The following is a 24553-nucleotide window of genomic DNA, read 5'->3' on the forward strand; positions in this document are numbered from 1 at the left end:
TAAACGGAGAGATAGTGTGAGATGGAGTGCTACGCTTGGCGCTTCTTTGAAAGCGTTACGTTGGACGTATCAGTATAAAACGGTGAAATTAAGCTCGTTAGCTTCTAAGAACTCGCCGAGTATTCGTGCTTGTTGATTTCCACGTGGCACCATTACATAGCACGGCGGCTTTGGGGTTACTTCTTGTAAGTCGTACCACAGCGTATCCAGCACGTCGCTGCCGTGTCTCAAAAAGGTTTCACCCCAAGACGTCGTATAAAGAATGGATACATTCTCTACCGTGGCTTTTTGGCGTAGGGTGGGGAAGTTCACAATGGCAAAACATGCCGTTATGCGTTCTGGCGCCAGCAAGTCATTACGCGGTAGTGACGATACTTTGACTGGAGGAAAATACTTGCACAAATGCTTAAGCAAATCGTTCAAGTCTAGTTCGCTCACTTCACCGTAATTGTAATCGAGATAAACCTTACTGTTTGTATCTATTATTTTGCTCGACACAAGCCAGACCATCAGTGCAATGGCGCTAGCTGCTTGAGTAACTTTCTGTGAATCGTCGATAATGCCCGATTTGCTCAGTAAATCACCAGCATAGGCTGACCATACTTCATCACCATTTTTGAGCTGACGCATAGCAATGGTGATCTTTTCACAGTAAAGACTTTCGTCAAAAGCGCGTCGCAAAAACTCAATTTTATCCGGCTTTTTAGCGTAATAGGTACTTAATCGGCGACCTAGAACGGTCATGTCTTTTTGATCCATCACCTGTTGATGGTGACTAATCTCTTTGGAGATGCGGCGATAACACTTTAATAAAAAGCGGTGAATTCGACGGCTCAGCTGCACACGTTCATTGAATGTCCAATCTTGTTGGTTATCCAAGTGGGCAAGTAGTTTGCGGCTCCACCCCCACTGTTTTGCGTACGAGGCCATAATTTTGCGTTTGAAATTCGCTTGCTCACCTTCTACAAGCGGGTGGCTCAATGTACACCCACATTTCAAATATAAACACTGCTGCAATACAGCAATATCTTCCGCCTGACCATTGGCTTTGTAATGAGCGATGAGTTCGTCAAACATGAGTGCGTAGGGGTCGATATCTGCAACATGCCCTGGAGCTTCAGCACCGCGGTGTACATGCTTTTTCAAAAGGTTGCACAGTGGTTGTCCGTGAGAGATATTGGCAAGGTATACTTCAAGCTTTGCCATTTTTAATACGGACTTGAATGGCGAGTCCATGGCTTTGCCTAATTGCCAGATGGCGGCGCCAAAAAGTTCGCTTGCGTCTAGTCGCTCTAGGTGACCTAAGTCCATGAACCAGTCTACGTCTGGTGAGCCGCCTTTTTCCAAACTATTGTAAATAGCCTGATACTGCTTCTCTGTTGTTTTCTCTGGAGTAAGCCACCAAAACGGCGCTTTGCCTGCTACTACTATATTGGTGTTGTAAAACTCAGCTTTTAGAAACAGGGCTTGCGCCGAGCCCGCGCTTTCACCTTCAGCGACGCCAAAATCGTTTTGCTTAACTTTATCTATCTCAGATAAAAAGAAATGCACTTCAATACCAAAGGTGTTATCCGCCCATTTTTCAATGGCTGTTAGCTTTTGTTGAAGTAAAGTCAGCTCAGTCGTCGAAAAACGTTTACCGTCAATACACACCCAAAAATCAAAGTCTGAGTCGTCAGTCTGAGCAATAGTCCCCACGCTACCCATTAAAACCAGTGCATCAACCGCCCGCTGTCTTGGCCAAATTTGCTTAATGTCTGAAAACAAGTGACTCTGTGCAGGAAAACAGCGCTGCAAAGCTTGTTCTACATCAGGTCTAAACGAGTAATTGTTGATACCAAATGGAACGGTTTCACCCGAGGTGAGTGGGGCCACATATCCTGGAAGGGCTTCGTGGTTAACATGTACAAGAAAGGGAAGCACATGAAAAAGCGGCCTGTGCTTTTCAGGCATGAGCGTAAGTGCACGCTCAATACGTGCTTTGTTGTATCGCAATACGCGCAATAACCTAATGGTTAGGTTTTGCTGAACGGAAAGCGGCTGTTGCGCTGCCATTATGTCAATCTGCACTTCATCATGCAGCCAAGCATAGCGTTATTTCGCGTCGACTTCCTCTAATTTCGCACAGAAAAAGTGATTCTTAATTTGTGATATTCGGTATTTATCTGCTCTCGTGTAAGAGGGAGGTAATGAATAGTGACTTATTCACTTTGTAAGATTGCTCTTACTGCTTATCAAGTGCATCAATTAGCGCATCAGTTTTACCATCGGAAGAAAAGCCGAACCCGTTTTTATTGAATATCAGCGTATTGTCAGACGTCACTGACGTGCGAGCTTCTTTTAAAAATGACTGGATAGTCGCTTCGTCAGTGCCTTTCTCTTGTAGTGTTGATGCAAATGACGTGGCATCTCCCCATTCTTTGAACTGAGACAGACGAGATGTTTGTCGAATAAGTGACGTAAGGTTGGTGTCCTTTTCTAGGTACTGTTGTAGGCGCAACATGGTTTTATCAAGCTCTTGCTCGCCCTGACTGCTTTCAATCACCAGCTCGCCTTTACTCACCGTTAGCTTTGTATCGTCTGAAATACCAAGTTTTGCCGCTAAATTACTTAACTCCGAGGCAAGCTTTTGCCGATTAAAATCGAGATAGTTTGCAATTGTGTTGCCGTTGATTGAGGCCTCGCCGCTTTCTATTTTTTCAAGATATGTGTCAATTTGATTGCCCTGTAGTTCACCATTAAACGCACTGAACGCATCACCGAGAGCATTAGCCTGCTTGGATTTTTCTACAACATCTTGAAGTGCGCTTTGGGCATTTGCTGTGTCGCCCAAGTAATTGAATAGTGAAGGTGAAGATGACAAGTGGCTGTATGTGGTATCCATTTCTGACTCTGTGTAGCTCACTTCATAGCGTGGGGCATAAAAGTGGGGGACCTAATATAGGCATTCATACGCAAAATCAGCGCCAAGTTCATCGTTATGAAGAGTTTGTATGGAGTAAGGGCTCTTGCGAGCCCTTAGCGAAGAAGTCGGTTCTTATTGCTGACCCAGGTGTGAGCTATCTGTTAGACGGATATTGTTCAAGGAGCCTGATGACGAGTTCATCAAGTTTATTTTGAATGCTGATACTGTCTTTCGACTCCAGCTCTACCGCTCCCGACGCGCTGTAAATAAATGTACCGTCTTTAACCATGTCAATTTGAAGCCCTTGTTGAAGCGTGGTTTGCTCTCCAACCGGAATGCTAAAAATGCTGCCCAATGAAATGCCGCCAGAGCGACCGTAACTTCCGGTGCCCAGCCCTAGATTCAAGGTGGTGCCATCCTCTTTAGTGGTGGTGGAAGGTAGGTATCCCACCGCGATATCGGCGTCCTCCTCCGAAGATGGGGTGAGGCCTTTCTCAATGAGGCGCTGGGTAATGGCTGAGGAAAGATGATTGGCCAGCGTTGCGTTGATTGGGTTTAGAGGAGGCTGAATATAGAACGTTTTAATATCGGCAAAGTTTTGTGTTTCATCCATATTTACTTGAGGCTTACTGCTACTGCATGCGGCAACCACGACCATACATGCTGTTAAAAGTAGCACTGTTTTCAAATACTTTGCCTTTTGCATTAAACCAGTTTCACGTTTTTTCATCATACTGCTGTGCATAATTTTCAGTAAAGTTTGTTAGCTCTTAACTTAAACGAGAGCATAGCGTGTTTTGGATCTCATAAGTGGTAAAGCTAGTTTCACCACTTGATTTTCGTCAGCCTGCATAGATAAGCCGCTAAAAGGTGTTCCACATTCACGATAAGACCGTATGCTTTATTCCATTCAGTTTTGTTAATGCGCACCGCTTTGTGGTGTGTGCTGACAAGCGAAGCCACTAATTAAAGGTAAAAGGACATGAATACAAAGCGTATAAAACTAGGGTTACTTGCCACCACTGTCGCCGCACTTTTTTCTGTAAATGCAATCGCGCAACATTCATCAGACGCGAATGTTGAATTAGTGGGCGACATAAAGGGCACGCAAATTACCGGTGTTACGGTAAGTAATGATGGTCGTGTATTTGTGAATGCGCCTAACTGGCGTGACGGCGTTCGCTTTTCCGTAGCTCAGGTTACCGACACTGGAGAATTTGTCGCTTACCCTAATAGCCAAACAAATGAGTGTGTGGCACAAAGCGAAGTAAGAAAAGACTGCTTTTTAGCGGTGCAGTCAGTGGTTGCGCACAAGGATAAGCTGTATGTATTGGACACCCGAAACCCCAAGTTTAAAGGTGTAGTGGATGAACCTCGCTTGTTTGTCGTTGATTTAGCCTCAAACGAAATTGAAGGGACCTTGATACTTAGCGAAGACGCTTACCATCCTGATTCGTACATTAATGACTTGCGAGTAGACGAAAAAACGAATCGCATTTATATGACCGACTCGGCTCACGCGGGTTTAGTGGTATATAACCTTGATGACAATACCAGCTATCGTATTTTAGATAACCATAAAACCACTAAAGCTGAAGTCGATGCGTTAAGTATTCAGGGCAAACCCTTTACTATGCCTGTTCAGTCTGACGGGATCGCGCTTGATACGTTAAACGACACACTATATTTTCACGCATTGTCTGGTTATTCGCTGTATGCCATTAACACATCTGACATCGAGAAATCGTCAAATGACGTGTTGGCAGAAAAAGTGCGAAAAGTAGCGACAACAGGCGCACCAGATGGCATGATTTTTCATCAAGGTAATGTTTATTTAGCTGACCTGGAAAAGCAAGAAGTACAGTACCTTACGCCAAGTCTAGACCTTCGCACCCTTGTGAAAGGTGATGTGGTGAATTGGGCTGATACCTTTAGTATCTACAACAATGCGCTTTACTATACCAATAGCAAAATACAAGATGCGGGTAGTGATGTTAGCGACATGACATTTGAAGTGTATAAGACAGCGCTACCTGCGCGTTAAAGTTCGAGGAATTAGCAATGAGCATCACAAAAGGGGTTGGCAGCGCGTCACTGGGGGTTGCAGCAGCACTCTTAGTAGCCGGGCAAGCTTCAGCTAAATCAGATTTTGATTATGGCCCTGTGTTTGACACTTTCGGCAAGCATGCTCATGTTGAGGGCGTAAGTTTTCCTGAAAATCAGACGTTCAAGGTTGCGTTTGACGTAGCCAAAGCGGCAAGCCCTGGTGAGGTAAACCGCAAGTTTGAGTCGCTGGCACGGTTTATCAATATGCACGTAGCCAACGGCGTTAAGCAGGAAAATCTTTCGCTTGCGCTTGTCGTTCACGGCTCTGCCACAGAAGAAGTGCTTAAAACTGCAAACTTCAAAGAGCGTAAGGGCTTACCGAATGGAAACGAAACGCTACTTGTAGCGTTGATGGAGAAAGGTGTAGACGTAATAGTGTGTGGGCAGTCTGCCGCTGCCCATGGCGTTGAAAAAAGTGCGTTGATAGACGGAGTGAAAATGGATTTGTCAGCCATGACAGCCCACGCGCGCCTGGCACAAAAAGGGTATTCGGTTAACCCTTTTTAAGTTGTGAGTTAATTCCTCTTGCGCACAGGAGCTTTATTATAGCTTCCTAGACGATACCTGCCCAAAGGCAATAATTTTCTCAAACGGTGTGGTGTCGGGTAATGTACCGAAGGCAAAACCACATGCATTCCCAAGCCTTGATTCACAGAAGGTGTGGGCAATGTCGATAAGGGCGTTGTCGTTATTAAGTGACGTAGCAAGAAGTGAACATGCTTGTAGCGCTAGCGCCATTTGTTCTGTTAAATATCGGCTGCGCGTTTCCATATTCTGCGTGTTTGATAGCTCGTCGAATAGCTTACTTAGATGAATATCATAGTGCTTGTTTTTGCCTGCTTGTGTTTTAAGCTCACTAAACAAAGCCTCTTTAACATTGGGCTCTTTGGCGAGTGCGCGCAATACATCTAAACATTGTACGTTTCCGCTTCCTTCCCAAATAGAGTTCAGAGGCGCTTGGCGGTAGTATCGTGGCATGGGGTTTTCTTCAACGTAACCAATACCGCCTAAACACTCTTGAGCTTCGTTAACAAACATAGGCGTGCGTTTACAAACCCAGTATTTTCCAATGGCGGTGGCCAGCCTTGCCAGTGCAGCTTCATGATTATCGCTCGATGCACTATCAACCGCTTTGGCAACGCGCATAGTGAGTGCAGTAGCAGCCGCACATTCAATGGTGAGGTCTGCCAACACATTTTGCATTAAAGGCTGATTGACTAAGGTCTTGCCGAATGCGTCGCGATGACTTACGTGGTGTAAGGCGTGAATCAGTGATTGTCGCATAAGTGCTGATGAGCCAATCATACAGTCTAACCGCGTAAGCGACACCATATCTATGATCACCGGCACACCACGGCCTTCTTCGCCAATCAAATATGCCGTGGCTTCCTGAAATTCAACTTCAGACGATGCATTGCTCCAGTCACCCAGCTTGTCTTTCAAACGCTGAATTCGCACGTTATTGAGTGCACCATTTTCCAACAACCTTGGTAGCAAAAAACAGCTTAGTCCGCCTTCGGCTTGCGCAAGTATAAGATGAGCGTCGCACATGGGGGCTGAGAAAAAGAATTTATGCCCTACGATATGGTAACTTCCATCAGCCTGTTTCACCGCTGTAGTGGTATTACGCCTAACATCCGACCCACCTTGTTTCTCAGTCATCCCCATACCAATAGTCAGTCCATGTTTCTGACTAGCAGGCAGGGAACGAGGATCATAAACACCATTAATGGTTTTCTCTAGGTATACGGGCGGCAGCTGTTTTCCATACCGCATGGCCGGAATAGCTGCGTGGGTCATAGTCAGCGGGCAAGACGTGCCAGACTCAGCCTGATAATGCATATACATTAGCGCTGCCCTGAAGGTGTGTGCGCCTTCAATGCCTTCATGCTTCCACGAATAGTTGTGTACATTGTGCTGCATCGCACTTTCCATAAGCGCGTGATAGCTGGGATGAAACTCAACATCGTCAATGCGGCGGCCATAGCGATCGAATGTGTGGAGAGTTGGCTTATTCTTATTAGCAAGCTCTCCGTGAGCCATAAGTGCATCCCCCGCGATTTGACCATACTGGCCTAATAACCCTTCGTCATGCTGGTGGGATGATGGCAAATGCTGATCGACTAACACGCGCAGTAAGGTGTCATCACGCCACAAATTGTAGGGCGTGGAAATGGTGGGTTGGTTTTCTACAACGTGCGTAACAAATCGATTTGATGAAGTCATGGCATTTCCACTTGGTGAATATACAAGGTGTACCCTTGAAATGGGCTTTTACTTTAAAGGGCTACGTTAAAGCACTATCTCCAAGTACTACCTTAAAACATTACATTAATAGTTGTAAATTGGTATTTCATGTAATGTTTGTGCGCGGCGCGTGTTTATATAATGATGAATGCGTATATGTTTGGCCTTAAGCCAACTTATATTTTAATTAAAATTACGTCCTATCTGAGACAAAGAAGTAAATAGAGTTTGCAATTAGAAAAACAGAAAAAGCCCAATGCAAGAAAGCTACTGCTAAAGCTATTGGGCTCCCGTGACAATATTCAAATGAATGCCAGCGCAGCTGTTCGCGTAGGGGCGCTGTTTGATATTTCTGAAAATAACATTCGGGTAACGCTCACGCGTTTACAGTCTGCACAGCTTATTACCTTGGTTGAACGCGGTTTTTACAAGCTGGGCGACAAAGGCATTCGTTTTGCAAAGGAAATTCATCAGTGGCGAGAGGATGAGGATGGGCTTGTACCCTGGCAAAACGATTGGGTTGTCGCTCAAACCAGCACGCTTCCTAAAAGTGATAAAAAGCAGCTCAGAAATAATGAACGAGCGCTGAAGCTTTTGGGGATGAGAAAGCTGACAAACGACGTTTACCTCAGACCGAACAATTTCTCAGGCGGAGCAGGCGAAGTAAGAGACAAACTTTACACACTTGGTCTATCGAGAAAGGCGCTCGTGTTTAGTGCCAGCGACTTTGACACTAAAGCACACAGCAGGGCGATGGGATTATGGAGCCACCTAAACCTAGAGGCACTTTATAAAGACGGATGCATCGAAATAGAGGAATCTCTTGCTCGATTAACGTCTTTACCCCTTGAAGAAGCAACCAAAGAATCTTATGTGATAGGAGACAGGGCGTTATACCACTTGGTGTTTGACCCCTTATTGCCATCGCCACTTGCAGATGTAGCAATGCGTGAGCGCTACCGTAATCTAGTAAAACGGTACGATGATGCTGGCGCACAAATTTGGCACCGCTTTTTAAATCAAAACTAAGCGAGATTAAAGGTAAACAGCTCAAAAAGAGGGTTACAGATACGTTACACACAGTTGAGCGTAAATTTCACATATAGATGTATTGTGTGAGAACAGTCAGAAAGATGAGACGGTAAGTAATTATTTGGCCGCATAGAACGCTAAGTGTAATTAGCTCTAATGGAAGTAGCGTAAATGGAGAGAAGATGACCGCATCAAGACCGTTATTTAAGCATATTCGCAATCATACAGCGCTTTTCAATGAGCTTTCTCAGTATCGAAACGCCGCTGTAGATACCTTGGGGTTTACGGGGTATGAATTTCATAAAACGCCAAAGTTCGTAACCGAAGATGGAAGTCGGCTTACCATAGAGCCAGAGAGAAGCATTGTACTGCCTAAAGTTCATGCGTTGTCGGGTTTGAAGAATAAGCTGACACAGGCTATTCCCACGTTACATATGGTTGAGCATAGTGAAATAGGGTATCGCTACCCAACGGCAGCGTTGGCTGGGCTAGACGCGCCATTTATTAAACGTATGCGTTCTGAGTATTTTCACAAAGTGGATGAAGATAGAAGTATTTGCCGCCCTGTGAATTTGTCGTTCGGAATTAAAAGTCGCGGAAAAGCTGACAACCGACAAGAATACGAAGTGTGGATGCCAGACGAAGCGCCAGATCAAAATCCGCTTCCTCTGCTCATCAATGCCTATGGCGAAGACTTACCCGATGATGTAAGACACTTTGTTGAACAACCCTCGAGAGTACACGGTTGGATGGGGGTTAAGCGGGCAGCATTTGAAGCGCTTTACACAAACAAGCAACATTGTGGTGATTTGATCATTTGCGTCGCCATGAGTGTAGACGCCTACAACATTGGCGCTAAACCTGATCTAGCTTATTCTCCTGAAGCAGAAAGCTCTATTGCTGTAAGCAACGCAGAGTTTGAGTGGGAAATAGAGGGGTACTATGCTCCGCGAGGCTGGGCGTTTGACCACGATGAAGTGTGGGCAGCAATAAATCACGCGTTAGAAGCTATCAATGCGCCGCTCGATGATTTATACGGCAACGAAATCATTCCTATTGCCGAAAGTAAAACAGAGCGAATTTTGTCAACATTGCAATCACTGGGCGTTAGGCAGGAAGAAGTAGACGAACTCAATCTTCAGCCTTGGGAATTCATGCTAACCGAGAGTGAACATAGGGTTAAAGCGCACGATCCCAGCCGTTCGGTTAATTTATTAGGTAGACTAAATCGACTCTTTTACCAACCAGAGCAGCAGTTGCCTTCACTAAATTGGATGCATGACTTAATTGTTTAAGTTGACGAATTAGAGTAATATAAGGGTTTGCTGATGCTTCGAGCCTAGAGGCTAGTTAAAAGGTTGCTAGGATGAAAATGTTGGTTCTTTTTCGACGTTTTTGCTGAAGTATAGGTAAGCGTTTGCTCCTTAAAGAAGTTTTAGTGCTATACATTAAGTTATAACTAAAATAGGGGAGCACGTCTTGAAGCATTCTCAGTCCTTATATTCCCTTCAAATGAAGTCAACTCAAATGCGCCTCAAACATTATCTATTGATCACCTGTCTTTTCAGTCTACAGGCATTAGCTAATATCAATGATTTTTCTGAATTGAATGCTGATAGGACTTATGCCGATAGCGCTGAAAAATTATTGGAACGGTTAGCCAATAAATTAGATGCATCTTCTCAAGATAAACTCCATAAACTCGGTGCATTGAGTTCGCCGCTTCAATCAAAGTTCGAGTTGAGTAAATTGTTGATGTATTACTATATATCTTACGACGAATATTCACTCGCACTAGAGCAAGTAAAGGCAATTGAACAAAACGCTCTGAATACTATGTCTGAAAGCCAACTCGCTTTTGCGAAGCTATCCGAAATCGCTATTTTAAGCCGTTTGGACAGGGTCAAAGGGAAGCGCGCTGGAAGTGATGATTTAAAAAGGTACTATTCCGGTCTCTCTTCACAGGTAAAAGAAGCACTCAAGTTCAACTATATTGTTTTTGTCGCGCTATCTGAAAGGAGTAGTCGAGAGGCCATGCTTCTTGGCACGGAAGTAAACTATTTATCAGAAAATAACTCTGGAGTGGGGGATTTGATGATGGGTTTACACGCTGCCTATGTAGTAGAAAACGTTCCCTCTATCAAAATTGAGCTTTTAAATCGGTATATAGACTTCTGTGAAGCTCATGATATACCCGTTAAATACTTCATTCATTTTTACAACGTTATTAGCTACTTTCTAAAGCAAATAGGTGACCCCAATATTGTAGGCACTTACACCGATCGATATTTGGCCTACGCGACCGCATCTGAGGATCAAAACGAGATCTACTTTGCCTCACTAAAGAAAGTTGAACAATTATTTTTATTAGGCAAAAACAAAGAAGCTCTCGTACTGTTGGAGCAGGCTGAAAATGGCCACAATTCAGTACCCGAGCGCTGGAAGTTACAAGGTAAGTTTTTGAAAGTTGAGTTACTCGCCTCCCTTGGTCAACTAGAGCGAGCAAATCAATTGTCAGAATATTTAAGTAACGTACTTAATTCGAATGGCTTGGACGAGCCTTCAGAATTCAAAATTGCCAACACACTGCTTTCATCGTCACAGGGTAACGTTGCGAGTGCATTAAAGCAGATTCAAGCCGAGTTTAGGCGATTCCGCTTTGACGTAACAATGGACCGTTTGAATTACTTGGAAGAGCTAACGAATGCGAAAGAGCAGGAGCGTAAGGCACTATTTGATTCAAGAGACAAAGCACGTCAGCTAGAACAAACTAATCAACTCCTTGTTTTCTGTATCGTTTCCATTTCATTGATGGCGATATTTTTAGTCAAAATGATTGTAAGCAAGAGAAAAGCTTACGAAAAGCTTGAAATCGCAAACAAAACAGACTTATTAACGGGAATGCTCAACCGTCGATTCTTGCAAATGAAACTGGAGCAAACGTTCTCCATGTTGAGTAAGAGTCGTAGAAGCGAAGAGGCAGTACTGCTTTTTATTGACATCGATATGTTCAAATCTATTAACGATAACTTCGGTCATACAGTGGGTGACAAAGTTATTTCTATGGTCTCTGGGCAGGTGATGGACTGTATTAGAGAGCGAGATTATGCAGGTCGTTACGGTGGTGAAGAATTTGCAGTAATACTTAATAATCTAAATGCTGCGCAAGCCATGGATATAGCAGAGAGGATCAGAGTTAAAGTTAGAGAGCTAGAGGACTGTACTTTGCTTGGACAAAGAAAAGTGTCAGTAAGCATAGGTGTATCAGCATTTGATGATCGATTTAAGTCTCTTAACGAATGGTTAAATGATGCTGACCAAGCTCTTTATGAGGCGAAACGCAGTGGAAGGGATCAAGTCGTTCGGTCTAACTTCAATGAACCATCTCAAATAGTGGAAGTTTAACCCTAGTAGACCTTTTGGAAATCTGTAACTAAAAAGACTTATATGTAAAATTTTATATAAAATATGTTGATTTTTGTAAATAACTTTCAGTTTTGTCGTGATCTGTCTGTTTATTTTGCTATTTCTGTAATTAAATTACGAAAAATGCTTTATTTTTTGAAAGTATTGTTCATAATGTATTCATCACTCAGGTGATATCTAATTTAGTTACAAAATAGGAATTCAAAAATGAAACTGTCTACTTTCGCAATTGCTCTAACACTATCTGTTGCTGCCACTCAATCTTTCGCAAAAGATGTCGTACTAAAGCCAATTAACGACAACATCGAAACACAAGCATGTTTAACTGCTGCTGAAGATGGTTTTGGTCCAGCATTGCGTCTTATCCGTTCAAAAGGTTTTAACGCAGAAGAGTTCAGTGCATCTGTACGTTGCAACGGCGAATCACTTCGCACTTTTGCTTACATGTACAAAAACAACAAGGCGACTGAAAACGCGAAAACTGTAGCACTTGTTGCTAAAAACCAAGATGTTGCGTCACAGGCTTGTCTAGAAGCGCTTTCAGTAGGTAAAGAAGCGGCACTAGCGAAGTTTGGTTTGGAAGGTGAGAACATTATTTGTAACCACAAAACAATGTCTGATTTCGTTCGCGAATACAGTGCAGAGAACGTAGTTGTTCGCACTGCTGCTGAATAAGACTGCGTTTTAGGATAGCAACCTACTGCTAATATTTAGTACAGTTTCATGGCCTTTCGCTTGAAAGGGCGAAAGGCCTGACACTTTACGCTTCGCTTGATTTAATTCTACGTAAGTCTTCTCGCATCGGCCAACCTTTAGCCGCACCGTTCAGTTTTTTCATTTCGTATAGGCCTAAAAATAGGCGTAACGCTCCACCTATAGTTATTGGTTTTCATCTGAATGAATCAAATGAAACTCAGTTTGCCTGCCATCTAAATAGGTTACTGACTGACCGTCAAAAAATGCATCTTCTTCCAGCATAATTCTAATTTCTTTGTTCCACTCTTTAATAAAGCTTGCTGCATTGAGTTCTATCGAATAAGCCGTCTGTGCAAACACTGGATAGTCACCTTGAACTGGCACTCCTTCCTGTGCATCCCACATTCCTATCGTTGGACCTGCCGCGTGCCCATGAAAACCAAGCGGGTGGGTGTAAATAGCGGGTGTAATGCTTTGTTCGATAGCCTGCTGCCGCGACATACTCAAAATAGTGTTACCTGTTCTGCCTACTTTAAAATTACCGGTCAGAATGTCCTGCAACTGGTTTCCAGATTTAAGTGCTTCCTTAAGTGAAGCTGGCGCGTCTTTTTCACCAGGCTTTAACACGTAAGCATGCTGCTGTTGATCAGTATTAAGTCGAAGGTAAGTAATGCCGAAATCGACATGAATGAGATCGCCCGGCCGAATGATGTTTTCACCAGGACGCTTGCTAAACGCGGTAATTTGGTCGAAGACTTCACTGTCTTTACGTTGAATTGAGACAGTAGGATGAAACCAGTTGGTCAGCCCTAAAGCGCGCGTTTGATCACGCAGCCACCACACCACATCGTCTGTAGTTGTCACGTTAGGGGTTATAACTTCATTTGAAAATGCCGTTGCTATCAGTGAATGACCAATTTGAGTAAGTACCGGATAATATTGCATTTCAAGGTCACTGCGCGTTTCCAGCCAACCGATTGAGAGTCTTTCGCCACTTACAACGCGGCTTTTCAGCGCTTCAGGAAGTACGGCCATAAATTTATCGTGTTCGGTAGAGGTCATGCCATCAGCGAGCGCAAATGAATCAGACGTATTAATGGCAATTTTAGCGGGATTCCGGGCTTCGATAACGTGTTTCAATGCCTTCCACTGGTCGGGTTGTGCTTCCTTATCCCACGCTTTTTTAAATAGTGACCCTACCGCATATCTTGCAACAGCCAAACGTTCTAGCGGTTGACCATTGCCGGGGTTATAAATGACTAACATGGTATGACGTCGTGCGGAAATCCAAGTAGAAGGTAACATGGTTTTTAAAACGGGATCTTCGTTGTATTCCCGGGACATTAACACCCACATGTCGATGCCTTCACGCTCCATAATTTGGGGCAGCACGGAATTGAAGCGTTCAACGGTGATCTTATCAATCAGCTCGCTTCGCTGTTTCATACTAAGAATGTTATTCGCCCATGCGTTTGCCGATAGGGATAACATTACTAAACCTAAACTTATCGCTAGTAACTTTCTCATCCATGTTTCCTGTCTATTATTATTAAAATGACCACAGTGCGCGTTCATTTTTAGTAAACAAACCTAGCAAACACAAATACAAAGTAAAACGCGCACGAGTGGGGTAACGTTAATCTAACACTAAATTTGAAAGTTCAGCTAGGTGTATAACCTGATAGCCTTAGTTATATGAAACGACTTCAATTTCTATGTTTTGCTGAGCCATGAAATAAAAGCGTCTACCTGGTTCATAATCGCCATGGCTAAAAGTATTGAAATTTAGTGCCAGAACCCGCTGCTCTGTTTCGTCTAAATTAGGCACAACAATACCGATGTGGTTGATATTGGCGAGGGTTTTATAATCGCTTTCAATATCATTGATAGTTTTAGGTCTGTAAAGGGCTAGGTAGTCTTTATCGTTTCCTACGTGCACCGTGTAGCCGTCATTTTTGGCGCCGCCGCTCCACCGTACTTTCCAACCAAATAGCGTACAAAGTAAGCTGGCTAGCTCATCTGGGTTTTCAACGGTGATATTCGCGTGCTCTAAATATGCAGTTGTCATGTGTTTTTCCTTTTGTAGATAATCAACGAAAAACAGCTTAATATCTAAAGCTAACTTTAGATCAAGCGATTTTTACCCGCTATTTTGAAATTGGAAAAGGGGCGTTATGGCACCAGAACCTATGGTAAGCATTGGCTTTATTGCTAAACGTACTGGCAATGCTGTTTCATTAATTCGCTATTATGCCAACGAAGGGCTAATTCCTTCTGTGCGCACAAATGGCGGAAATAGAGCATTTCCTCGCTCTGTCATTCGCAGAGTTTCCTTTATTTTGATTGCGCAAAATATGGGGTATTCCCTTGCTGAGATAAAGAGTCTGTTGTCTACACTTCCAGACAACAGAACGCCAACACAAGCTGATTGGGCAAAATTAAGTACGGTGTTTAATCAGCATATCGAAGCAAAAATAGCCGCGCTGACCAGTTTGAAGACGTCGTTAGAAGGCTGTATTGGCTGTGGGTGTTTGTCATTAGATCGCTGTAGGCTTTACAATACCGACGATAAAGTGGCAGCCCAAGGTAGCGGTGCCCAGTTGCTCGATGAAAACGTGCAATCCCAGTTCTTAGTTTCACACAAAAAGTAGCGTTTCATGCACCCAAAAAATCTTCACAAGAACGGCTATCCTATGGATACGCTGTGCCAGACATACCCAGCGCTCAAGTCTTTTCTCGTTCGTGCTAAAAGCGGCAATACCAGTATAGATTTCACCAGCCCAAAAGCGGTGAAGGTGCTTAATGCGGCCTTACTTCATCACTACTACCGCCTTGAATATTGGGATATTCCTGATGGCTACTTATGCCCTCCTGTACCTGGAAGAGCAGATTATATCCACGGTATTGCTGATTTATTGAAATCAACGAGCAGCAGTGCGCAGGGTGAGCAGAGTCAACAGAGGAAAGATCAAAACGTTCGTGGGCTTGATATAGGCGTAGGCGCAAATGCTATCTATCCTATTATCGGCGTTACATCCTATGACTGGTCGTTCGTAGGGAGTGATGTTGACGACGTCGCAGTAAAAAGTGCTAAAGCTATTGCTAGTAAAAATAGTGTGTTAGCCCATAAATTCCAAGTGCGTAAACAATTGAATAGAGCAAGTATTTTCAACGGCGTGATTGAAGCAAATGAACGATTTACGTTTACTATGTGCAATCCTCCGTTTCATAAGTCTGCGCAAGAGGCACTGTCAGGCACGCGAAGGAAGACATCTAATTTAACCCGTAATAAACAGAAACGAAGTGGTGCGAAGTTCACCGATAATCGTGAGCAAGGTTTTGGGCATCGTACATCCAAGCTACAAGGTAAAAATGCCGCTTACCAAGGTAAGGACGCAAACTTGAATTTTGCGGGCCAAGCGAATGAACTGTGGTGCGAAGGCGGTGAACTTGCCTTTATTCAGCGCATGGTTAAAGAGAGTGTCTCTGTAAAAGACAATGTAGAATGGTTCACCTGCTTGGTGTCGAAGAGTGCCCATTTGAAACCAATTAAAACCAGTATTGATTATTACGGTGCTGCGCAGTGTAAAGTGATTGATATGGGACAGGGAAGTAAATTGAGTCGTTTTGTTGCGTGGACTTTTTAACCGTCGTATCGCTAAGTTAAATTGACCGAGTACAGTTGAAGCAGCGTAGTGCGAGCACGCATAGCATTTGCTAAGGAAAGTGGCTCTTGTTCTGAAGAACCACTTTCCAATTCAACGTTTAGAAGCTGAAGGTTTTTGATACACCAAACACAATGCGCTCATCGGCGGTATCAAAATCAAGATTGGTGTTTTCAGCAGCAATTTCGAAATCGAACCCTTCATAGCTTGTTTGGTAAGCCAAACGGTAGTGGTAGAAAGAGGTGTCATCACCATTCCACAGCCACTTGTCACTGTCTAGTGAGTTAGATACGTCAAAGCTTGCACGTAAATGATGGTTGGGTGCTAGTTCAAAGGTATGAGCAACCATTGCGATAGCGTGTTTTGCGCCTGTTCCAAAGTAATCCCACGTGTACCAGAAGTTTAGTTCTGAGCTACCGTAGTCACTGGCATAACCAAACTTGGTATACACCTCTGGGTAATTGCCATCACTTGAATCATCGCCACCGTGATAAGAGTAATAAGCGATGCCGTAGTCCAAACTCACCGTTTCGGTTAGCATTTGGTAACGACCCACGTAAAAATCCCATTCAAGGTTTGTATCGCCACCAAAATCTACATTTGATGCCCACGTGCCTGCATAAGTGCCGTTATCAAATGCTTTGTCAACACCGCCTTGTAGTGCAGGGTCGTTTTGCGTTTGGCTAACGCCGTTGAAGGTATAATCTGAAACCGCAGAGATATTGGCGCTCCAATCAGCGAATGAAGCTGAAGAATATAACGCTGCGACAATAGCCACTGTGAAAATATGCGCGGATGTAAAAAAAGAATTCAATTTTTTCATTGTTAAACACCTGTTTTTATCGTTGTTTTATTTGGCCCGCTTCCTAGTTAATGCGCTTTTACGCCGGTTTCGGGCAACACTTACCCCCATTGGCTCAAAGTGAGCCAATGTTAATGAGGTAAGAAGTGATTGATTTAATTAGTTGAGATTTTCTATCTTGGTAAAGTCGATTTTGTTTTCTTTCGGCGATGTTTTGATGGCCGTCACCGATTTAAACTTCTGACTTAGAATGAAAGCAAAGCAGCTAAAGAAGATAGCGATAACTAACGCACCCACCCACTGAATTTGCAAGAAGTCTAGTTTGAACAGCAGCGTGAGTAGCGAAAGCGCCACGATATTGAGAGTAATGTAATTGCCTTTACCGATGCGTTCAACGGTCATGTTTAGATTATCTGTGTACAGTCTAATCAGTGAATCAAGTGAGTTGATCACAAAGACGACACCCACACACACCATGGCTAAATTGGTTATCCCCTCAGTAGGAATACCTGCACTGTGATAGTGGTACAGTACTGAAAACCAAGCCGCAATGGGAATAGATGGAATGACCATCATAGCCAGCATAACTTGATAAGTTTTAAGACCGCCCACGAAGCGAGACGTAAACTGACCAATCATGATGCTCCAGCTGAACCACCAGAATAGATAGAACTCGTGATACTCATTAATGGGCAATACGAAGTTATCGATGTTCGCAAAGTACCCGCCAATAAGACCTAGGTTGGTAAAATAAGCCGTTATCTCACTTTCGCCAAATACAAATGCTGCCGCCCACATGCCAACAATGAGGGCGATGAATACCCATGTGGTTGTTAGGCTTAATATACGCACGTATTTAATGCTAGTGCTCGAATATACGGCAAAAGCAATGGCTGCAAACACAATCAAGTAGAACGCAGGCACGACAGATTCTCCGTCGCCTATCGACGGTAAATACCACGGAAGGTTAGACAGTAATAGAAACGCCGTGAAAGCACAGGTTCCGATGATTACAACGTTGTTTACGAACTTAACAACAGGAAGCTCGAAGAACTTTACTTTAGGTTCGATTACGCAGAAATAAAAACAAGTAAGAAAGTAGAATCCCCAAATTAAGAATCCCCAGAACCCAAACTCAATGGCGAGCGGATTGGTGAAGGCATATTCAGGACTTGCGCTTATGTCAGCATAACCAGCAAATTCAGTGAGCGGGAACATAATAAGGCCCACGTCCAAACCTGAGGTAAAGAGAATGGCAATAAAGGTAAAGGTTCTAACTGGCGTTACGCCGACCACTTTCATGTTGCCCCATTTAAACAAAATATAGGCTACAGAAAGTAGAGTGAAAATAATGCCTGCACTAAGCCATACTGTCATTATCACCCTCCCAATATTGATAAAAATGAAACATGTTTTTTCCTTTTTTTCGTTATTAAACAGTCCACCCAACTACACATTAAAGCCTTATAGTAAAGGCGGTATGTAGGCACTGTGGAAGGTGCGCTTGTTTTAACAACAAGCACACTGGTGCGAGATAGTTTAAAAATTTAGCGTTGCTTTGTTTGCAAATGCGGGTGAATATCCACGGGTACATTTTGTGGTGGCAAAGCAGGTTTACCCAGAATGATGTCTGCAGCCTTTTCCGCCACCATGATGGTTGGCGCATTTAGGTTTCCGTTTGGAATTGTGGGGAAGATAGAAGAATCCACCACTCGCAACCCTTCAATGCCATGAACATTGGTTTGAGAATCTACCACTGCCATCTCATCTTCACCCATTTTGCAAGAGCATGATGGATGGTAAGCGCTCTCAACAGCTTCACGCACAAAAGCGTCTATTTCTTCATCCGTCTGAATGTGCTCGCCAGGCTGAATTTCGCCGTCTCTGAAGTCGTCGAATGCTGACTGTGCGATGATTTCTCGTGTAAGTCTTACGCATGCTCTAAACCCTTCGATGTCATCTGGATGCTGCAAATAGTTAAACAAAATTTTAGGTGGAACCGTCGGGTTAGCCGACTGAAGGGTTACGCTACCTCTACTTTTAGGTTTGTTGTGACCTACGTGCACTTGAAAACCATCGCCATCAAACGCTGACTTTCCGTCGTATCGAATAGCGGCAGGCAAGAAGTGGTACTGAATGTCAGGCCACTCCACATCTGCTTTTGAGCGAATGAACGCGCAAGATTCAAAGTGATTCGTAGCGCCTAACCCAGAACGGTTTAGCAACCAGCGAGCGCCGATCAACCCTTTTGAAATTAAGCCCAGTTTGCGATTTAACGTAATTGGCTGTTTGCACTTGTACTGGAAATAAAATTCCAAATGATCTTGCAGGTTTTGACCTACACCCGGCAGGTGGTGCTTAACATCAACACCTGCTTTTTCAAGAATCTCTTTGTCGCCAATTCCAGAAAGTTGCAGTATGTGTGGCGAGCCAATAGAGCCGGCACTTAAAATCACTTCGTTAGATGTGGCGGCAGTTTCGGCTTTGCCGTTAACTACATATTCAACGCCTTTTGCGGTTTTATCTTCCAGCACAACTTTAGTAACCAGCGCGCCAGTCACTATAGTTAAATTCTTACGCGATTTTATCGGGTCAAGATATTCACGGCTTGCCGAACTGCGCACACCATCTTTAACGGTCATATGCATAGGGCCGAAGCCTTCTTGTTGCTTACCATTGTAATCGCTAGTGATATCGTAGCCCGCCTGTTCACCGGCTTTAATGAAGGCCGTATAAAGCGGGTTCTTCATTTCGTTGCCGTTGTTAACGCCGAGTTCACCATTGCCACCTCGGTACGCGTCGTTACCTTTGTACCAGGTTTCTGCTTTTTGGAAATAGGGTAGGCACGCCTGATAATTCCAGCCCTCTGCGCCGTGAGCTTCCCATTCATCAAAGTCTTTAGCGTGGCCGCGTACGTATACCATTCCGTTAATGGATGACGAGCCGCCCAACACTTTACCGCGTGGGCAGTGCATTTCACGGTTGTTTAAATAGGGCTCTTTTTCAGTGTTGAATTGCCACGCATACTTGTCGGTATTCATAGGAATAGACAGCGCCGTTGGCATCTTGATGAAAATGCTTTTATCTGAGCCACCGGTTTCCAGTAGCAACACCTTGTGCTTTGGGTTTTCTGATAAGCGGTTCGCTAGCACGCAGCCGGCAGAACCTGCTCCAACAATAATGTAATCAAATGTCTGCATATGTACTCCTACTGCGGCTTAAAACGGGCTCTCAATTTGGCTCATACCTACATAAACCGACTTGGTTTGTGTGTAGCTATTAAGCGTTTCAACGCCGTTTTCACGTCCAATGCCAGACTGTTTGTAGCCGCCTACAGGCATTTCAGCCGGAGAGTTACCATATGCATTTATCCAGCAAATACCGGCTTGAAGCTGGTGGATAACGCGGTGCGCGCGCTGGATATCCTTACTAAATACACCGGCAGCTAAACCTAGCTCAGTGTCATTCGCGCGCGCGATCACTTCGTCTTCATCATCGAAAACTAACACGCTCATTACTGGTCCGAAGATCTCTTCTTTAACGATAGTCATATCGTCAGTGCAGTCAGTGAAAATTGTTGGCTCAACAAAATAGCCATTTGGCGCAGATGCCGGAGAGGCAGCGTTCCCGCCGGTTAACAGCGTTGCGCCTTCTTCTTTTCCTTTGGCAATATAGCTAAGTACCAGCTCTTGGTGCTTTTTAGAAATAAGTGCGCCCAGGTTTACGTTAGGGTCAAGCGGATCGCCCATAACAATGTTGTTTTCGGTACGGGCTTTAAGCTCATCAATAAAGGCTTGATAAACAGAACGTTGAACGTAAACACGGGTGCAGTTAGTGCAGATTTCACCTTGGGTATAAAAATTACCAAGCATAGCGGCGCTAATAGCTTGGCTAATGTCGGCATCTTCGAATACTACAAGCGGTGACTTCCCGCCAAGCTCCATTGTTACGTCTTTTAAGTTCGACGCAGCGGCGCTTTGCATCACTTTTTTACCTGTGCCTACCTCACCAGTAAACGATACTTTCTCTATGTCAGGGCTGTTTGTAAGCCACTGACCTACTTGTGCTGCGCCTTGAACCACATTGAATACGCCGTCAGGTACGCCAGCTTCGGTGAAAATTTCAGCCAGTTTAAGCGCCCCCATTGGGGTTTCTTCTGACGGCTTAAATATAAACGCATTACCTGCGGCTAGGGCTGGGCCTGATTTCCAGCAAGCGATTTGAATAGGGTAGTTCCATGCGCCAATACCGGCACAGATACCTAGCGCTTCTTTGCGCGTGTAGAAGAAATCGCCACCCACAGGTTGCTGGGTACCTAGTTGAGTAGGAGCTAGGCCGGCATAGTACTCAATGACATCAGCGCCAGTTTCAATATCAACACAGTCGGCTTCTTGAATAGGCTTACCGGTATCGAGTACTTCAAGCTTAGCGAGTTCGTCATTACGCTCACGAAGCAATGCAACCGCTTTATTAAGAATGCGGGTTCTTTCAATTGGCATCATTGCTGACCACACTGAAAAACCTTCTTTAGCGCTTTTAATTGCTTCTTGTTGAATAAACTCATCAGCCACTTCTACGTGGTAAATTACCTCACCGGTTGCGGGGTTGGTTACTGCAAAGGTTTCTTTGCTTTTGTTTGCCATCGGCTTGCCGTGAATGAAATTCTGATAAGTCGGTAATGACATGCATAAACTCCTACTTTTAAAAGGACTAAAACTTTCGCCAATTTGCGGGTACTGCGAATTAACTTCTATTACGAATACCTAATACGTAGAAATAGTTTCAAAATGATGAATAGTGTTGAAACTATTTTCTCTATTGAGTTGTTAACTTGCACGAATAGAACACTTTCGTTTTGTAAAAGTCACCCTGTAAAAAACATCATTACCTACTGCGCCAAATACGCATTATTGAAGGTTTTAAAACGCAATGTCGCACGTCTTTTTACTGATGCTTTTATTTTAATTGGTCGTTCAATAAAAATAAATTGTATAGTGTTCTAACTATTGTTTCAACTTGTGAGCATTGTTACAGACGCGTAATTACTAGGAGTAACCTGTGAAACTCGCTGGTAAGCGATTGATTTTAAATAGTAAAAGTGTAAACATTAAATATATAAAGAATTAGCTATCCCCATACTTAATTCCTTTTTGATTGATCAATTAAAGGTGCGAAAATGTTTAACTGAAACTAATTGAGTTGGAGGTAAGGGTTAACCATGCGGGGCTAAAAGCAATTGCTCTTCGCAATTTGATGCTGTTGAAAAGAGAAGTTAAAAGGGCAGCTTAGGCCCTTTCATCATGTGAGGTAAATATTAAGGTAGAGACTAAGCCTAAAACAGACAAGTAAGCGTCGATTTCGCTTTAGGTGCTTAAACTGCAATGGTAATAACCTGAGTTGATCGATAGGGTAGCAACATCACCTTTATTCCAAAACACTACGTTCTTGTTGTTGGTGTATTTTGCCCCCGATGCTGAACGTGATAACTGTACAATATGATGGGTGTTGTTTAATGATAAGGCCAATGTGTCAGGCCCAAGCGTATTTACACGTAATGTAGCGAGATTGGCATTAGGCGTTTCACATTTGTACGTTTTGGTCGACTCTTGTTCATTTGAGCCAACCACATCTTGTTTTTGCGATGAAGCCAGGTCAGACAATTTCGTATCTACATTACTTTTTGTCGCACTTGCCGATTTGTTTGTCGTCGATTGAGAAATCTGTGCAGCAATCGCTCTAATCGTTTCATTGCCACTACTGTCGTAAAGCACCAACCAAGTATTTTCCACTATCGAATAACTTGCCGATGCGGCTAGCATTTCGATGAAGCGTTGCTCTTGTTTCATCAGTGCAGGCGCACATGCCTTTTTGGTGAGAATGAGCTTATCAGTGGAAAAGGATTCAGCTGAGCTTTTATCACTAAATACCGTATCGGCATCATCAACATCTAGCGCTCCGGTAAACTGATTACAACCTGTACTGCCGCTTACTCTGCTAGTGTCTCCGTTTGAATTTACGTTAAGCGTAACATGGCTGAAATCGATAATTCCTGCTCGGTCTATACTTTCAACCTGCCAATGACTGTCCGCTAACGTAAGTGGTTTGCCTTCGGTATGCTTTTCACTACCTTCACTTTCATTTGAATAGAGAGAGGAGACCGAGCTGCACGCTGTTAAAGAAAGAAGCGCAGAACCTGTCAAAGCCCAAAGGTACTTCCTGTAAGTCATGAAAACTCCAATTGTTTTTAATCAATTTCACTATGATTCGCGATAGCCAACTAAGTTCATCTTTAATCGTTGAGCTCAAATAGCACGAAGAGCACCACTATACCTCCACTTTGTCGTCAAAACGACAGTTCGTAAGCGAATGAACGGAGTAAACTAACACCTTGATATAACTTATGGGTGACGCAGTATGAAAAATTTAGAACAGCACTTGAGTGAGTACGCCAAGTACCACAGAGATCAAAGAAACATATACACCCATTATGTCGGTATTCCGCTAATTGTTTTCTCGGTTTTCTGTCTACTAAGTAAGCCTGCGTTTCTAGTTAGCGCGCCAATTTTTGGAGATATGATCATAAGCCCAGCGCTCTTTGTTTGGGCAATTGGTAATGCGTTCTACATTAAGTTAGATATAAAACTTGGCATAGTGATGACGCTTATTACGGGGGCTATGGTCTATTTCGCTCAACCCATCGCACAGAATGAAATGGGAACATGGCTTGCTATCTCACTTGGCATTTTTATTGGTGGTTGGGTGCTACAGTTCATTGGTCATCACTATGAGGGTAAAAAGCCTGCGTTTGTCGACGACATAATGGGGTTGGCCATAGGACCACTATTTGTGCTTGCGGAATTAAGTTTTGAGCTAGGCCTTCGAAGTGCACTTAAAGAAGAGATAGAACGCCGGTCGGGGCCCATAAAGTAACTGCTTTAGACAGCGCGTTGAAACAACCAGTCTCAACGCGCTGTCATAACATAATCGCTAAGCTTTCATCTTCTCTATCGTTTCTTTACGCAACTGAAGCTTAGATTCAGCAAAAGACTGTCTAGGCAACATCTTCAACTTTTCTGCATAACCCATGGCTGTCGCTAGTACCTGCTCTTGAGGCACCGCAGCGTCGATAAAGCCCGCTTTCACTGCTTCTTTACCTTGGTAAATACGTGAAAAAAGCAATGCTTCAGTTTGAGATGTATTCGCTAGTCTGGCTTTTGCTAGCTCCATACCGAAAGGCGGCAGCACCATACCAATGGCGGTTTCATTAAGCCCATATTTAGTATCTGCGTCTTTACCAATACGCAGGTCAGCAGCCATAAGCATAATTGCGCCCATTGCAATGCTGTGACCTTCTGCAGCAACGACTACAGGTAGTGGGAAGCTATATAGGCGTACGATTAATTCAGCGCCTTTTGATACCAACTCGTGTTGTTTTGCTTTGTCGTCGGCTTTCATTACCGATAAATCAAACCCTCCGCAAAACTTGCCTTCACCGCCGTGTAATACAACCGCTTTTGCGTTTTGCTCTGCTTCATCTAAGGCATCGTTGAACTGCTGAATAAGATCAAAGCCTACGGCGTTAACTTTTCCGTCGTCAAAGGTGATTACTGCAATATCGTTATTAATAGCTAAATTAAACGCCATGGTATGTCCTGTCACTTTCTGGGGAGGAAT

21 protein-coding genes are annotated in these 24553 nt (G+C 43.7%); 9 read left to right on the forward strand and 12 right to left on the reverse strand.

Translation table 11 applies throughout. From position 1 onward, the window contains the following. Nucleotides 1-69: 69 nt before the first annotated feature. The 3 genes from AWH61_RS10100 to AWH61_RS10110 all read right to left on the reverse strand — a co-directional run bounded on the left by AWH61_RS10100 (nucleotide 70) and on the right by AWH61_RS10110 (nucleotide 3635). A complete protein-coding gene (locus AWH61_RS10100) occupies nucleotides 70-2055 on the reverse strand; it encodes a class I adenylate cyclase (protein ID WP_014977135.1) in 1986 nt (661 codons plus the stop codon). Nucleotides 2056-2224: 169 nt separating this feature from the next. Then, on the reverse strand, nucleotides 2225-2884 hold the full coding sequence (locus AWH61_RS10105; RefSeq protein ID WP_075176978.1) for a hypothetical protein: 660 nt from the start codon (nucleotides 2882-2884) through the stop codon (nucleotides 2225-2227). A 175-nt stretch (nucleotides 2885-3059) separates the two neighbouring features. After that, complete coding sequence (locus AWH61_RS10110; protein WP_075177124.1) at nucleotides 3060-3635, reverse strand: DUF4136 domain-containing protein; 576 nt, start codon at nucleotides 3633-3635, stop codon at nucleotides 3060-3062. Nucleotides 3636-3887: 252 nt separating this feature from the next. Here AWH61_RS10110 and AWH61_RS10115 point away from each other — a divergent pair, with 252 nt between their 5' ends. Both AWH61_RS10115 and AWH61_RS10120 read left to right on the forward strand, forming a co-directional pair. Next, entirely contained in the window at nucleotides 3888-4949 is a 1062-nt protein-coding gene (locus tag AWH61_RS10115) for an L-dopachrome tautomerase-related protein (protein ID WP_075176979.1), read from the forward strand. Nucleotides 4950-4966: 17 nt separating this feature from the next. Then, nucleotides 4967-5518, forward strand: a complete 552-nt coding sequence (locus tag AWH61_RS10120) for a DsrE family protein (protein ID WP_075176980.1) — start codon at nucleotides 4967-4969, stop codon at nucleotides 5516-5518. A 36-nt stretch (nucleotides 5519-5554) separates the two neighbouring features. Here the strand turns inward: AWH61_RS10120 and AWH61_RS10125 are convergent, their stop codons facing one another. Beyond that, on the reverse strand, nucleotides 5555-7237 hold the full coding sequence (locus tag AWH61_RS10125; RefSeq protein ID WP_075176981.1) for an acyl-CoA dehydrogenase family protein: 1683 nt from the start codon (nucleotides 7235-7237) through the stop codon (nucleotides 5555-5557). Between the two features lie 249 nt (nucleotides 7238-7486). Here AWH61_RS10125 and AWH61_RS10130 point away from each other — a divergent pair, with 249 nt between their 5' ends. The 4 genes from AWH61_RS10130 (at nucleotide 7487) to AWH61_RS10145 (ending at nucleotide 12391) form a co-directional block, all read left to right on the forward strand. Beyond that, complete coding sequence (locus AWH61_RS10130) at nucleotides 7487-8287, forward strand: PaaX family transcriptional regulator (protein ID WP_075176982.1); 801 nt, start codon at nucleotides 7487-7489, stop codon at nucleotides 8285-8287. Nucleotides 8288-8472: 185 nt separating this feature from the next. Continuing rightward, nucleotides 8473-9585 (forward strand): hypothetical protein, encoded by a 1113-nt coding sequence (locus AWH61_RS10135; RefSeq protein WP_075176983.1) that lies wholly within the window; start codon nucleotides 8473-8475, stop codon nucleotides 9583-9585. A gap of 184 nt (nucleotides 9586-9769) precedes the next feature. Next, the gene (locus tag AWH61_RS10140; protein ID WP_139308983.1) at nucleotides 9770-11695 is read left to right on the forward strand and encodes a GGDEF domain-containing protein; all 1926 of its coding nucleotides are present in this window, start codon (nucleotides 9770-9772) and stop codon (nucleotides 11693-11695) included. Between the two features lie 228 nt (nucleotides 11696-11923). Beyond that, a complete protein-coding gene (locus tag AWH61_RS10145) occupies nucleotides 11924-12391 on the forward strand; it encodes a hypothetical protein (RefSeq protein WP_014950289.1) in 468 nt (155 codons plus the stop codon). A 204-nt stretch (nucleotides 12392-12595) separates the two neighbouring features. Here AWH61_RS10145 and AWH61_RS10150 read toward each other — a convergent pair whose 3' ends face one another. Then, nucleotides 12596-13939, reverse strand: a complete 1344-nt coding sequence (locus AWH61_RS10150; RefSeq protein WP_075176985.1) for a M24 family metallopeptidase — start codon at nucleotides 13937-13939, stop codon at nucleotides 12596-12598. Nucleotides 13940-14099: 160 nt separating this feature from the next. Continuing rightward, complete coding sequence (locus AWH61_RS10155) at nucleotides 14100-14480, reverse strand: VOC family protein (protein WP_049587211.1); 381 nt, start codon at nucleotides 14478-14480, stop codon at nucleotides 14100-14102. Between the two features lie 106 nt (nucleotides 14481-14586). Here AWH61_RS10155 and soxR point away from each other — a divergent pair, with 106 nt between their 5' ends. Both soxR and rlmF read left to right on the forward strand, forming a co-directional pair. Beyond that, entirely contained in the window at nucleotides 14587-15063 is a 477-nt protein-coding gene (gene soxR, locus AWH61_RS10160) for a redox-sensitive transcriptional activator SoxR (RefSeq protein ID WP_014977126.1), read from the forward strand. 6 nt (nucleotides 15064-15069) lie between these two features. Continuing rightward, complete coding sequence (gene rlmF, locus AWH61_RS10165) at nucleotides 15070-16059, forward strand: 23S rRNA (adenine(1618)-N(6))-methyltransferase RlmF (RefSeq protein WP_075176986.1); 990 nt, start codon at nucleotides 15070-15072, stop codon at nucleotides 16057-16059. A gap of 118 nt (nucleotides 16060-16177) precedes the next feature. Here rlmF and AWH61_RS10170 read toward each other — a convergent pair whose 3' ends face one another. From AWH61_RS10170 to AWH61_RS10190, 5 genes are all read right to left on the reverse strand, one after another. After that, nucleotides 16178-16900 (reverse strand): TorF family putative porin, encoded by a 723-nt coding sequence (locus AWH61_RS10170; protein ID WP_052235417.1) that lies wholly within the window; start codon nucleotides 16898-16900, stop codon nucleotides 16178-16180. Between the two features lie 138 nt (nucleotides 16901-17038). Beyond that, nucleotides 17039-18256 carry a choline transporter gene (locus AWH61_RS10175; protein WP_075176987.1) on the reverse strand — a complete coding sequence of 406 codons (1218 nt, stop codon included), beginning with the start codon at nucleotides 18254-18256 and terminating at the stop codon, nucleotides 17039-17041. Between the two features lie 170 nt (nucleotides 18257-18426). After that, entirely contained in the window at nucleotides 18427-20079 is a 1653-nt protein-coding gene (gene betA, locus AWH61_RS10180) for a choline dehydrogenase (protein ID WP_075176988.1), read from the reverse strand. Between the two features lie 18 nt (nucleotides 20080-20097). Continuing rightward, entirely contained in the window at nucleotides 20098-21564 is a 1467-nt protein-coding gene (gene betB, locus AWH61_RS10185) for a betaine-aldehyde dehydrogenase (protein ID WP_014979913.1), read from the reverse strand. 678 nt (nucleotides 21565-22242) lie between these two features. Next, the gene (locus tag AWH61_RS10190) at nucleotides 22243-23106 is read right to left on the reverse strand and encodes an META domain-containing protein (RefSeq protein WP_075176989.1); all 864 of its coding nucleotides are present in this window, start codon (nucleotides 23104-23106) and stop codon (nucleotides 22243-22245) included. A 187-nt stretch (nucleotides 23107-23293) separates the two neighbouring features. On the opposite strand from AWH61_RS10190, the gene AWH61_RS10195 reads away from it, so the two are divergent. Further along, complete coding sequence (locus AWH61_RS10195) at nucleotides 23294-23809, forward strand: Mpo1 family 2-hydroxy fatty acid dioxygenase (RefSeq protein WP_075176990.1); 516 nt, start codon at nucleotides 23294-23296, stop codon at nucleotides 23807-23809. A gap of 57 nt (nucleotides 23810-23866) precedes the next feature. Here AWH61_RS10195 and AWH61_RS10200 read toward each other — a convergent pair whose 3' ends face one another. After that, nucleotides 23867-24523: a crotonase/enoyl-CoA hydratase family protein gene (locus AWH61_RS10200; protein ID WP_075176991.1), complete on the reverse strand. Its 657-nt coding sequence runs from the start codon at nucleotides 24521-24523 to the stop codon at nucleotides 23867-23869. Nucleotides 24524-24553: the final 30 nt, after the last annotated feature.

It is taken from the genome of Alteromonas sp. W12, assembly GCF_001924945.1.
In the GTDB taxonomy this organism is placed as follows: Bacteria; Pseudomonadota; Gammaproteobacteria; order Enterobacterales; family Alteromonadaceae; genus Alteromonas; species Alteromonas macleodii.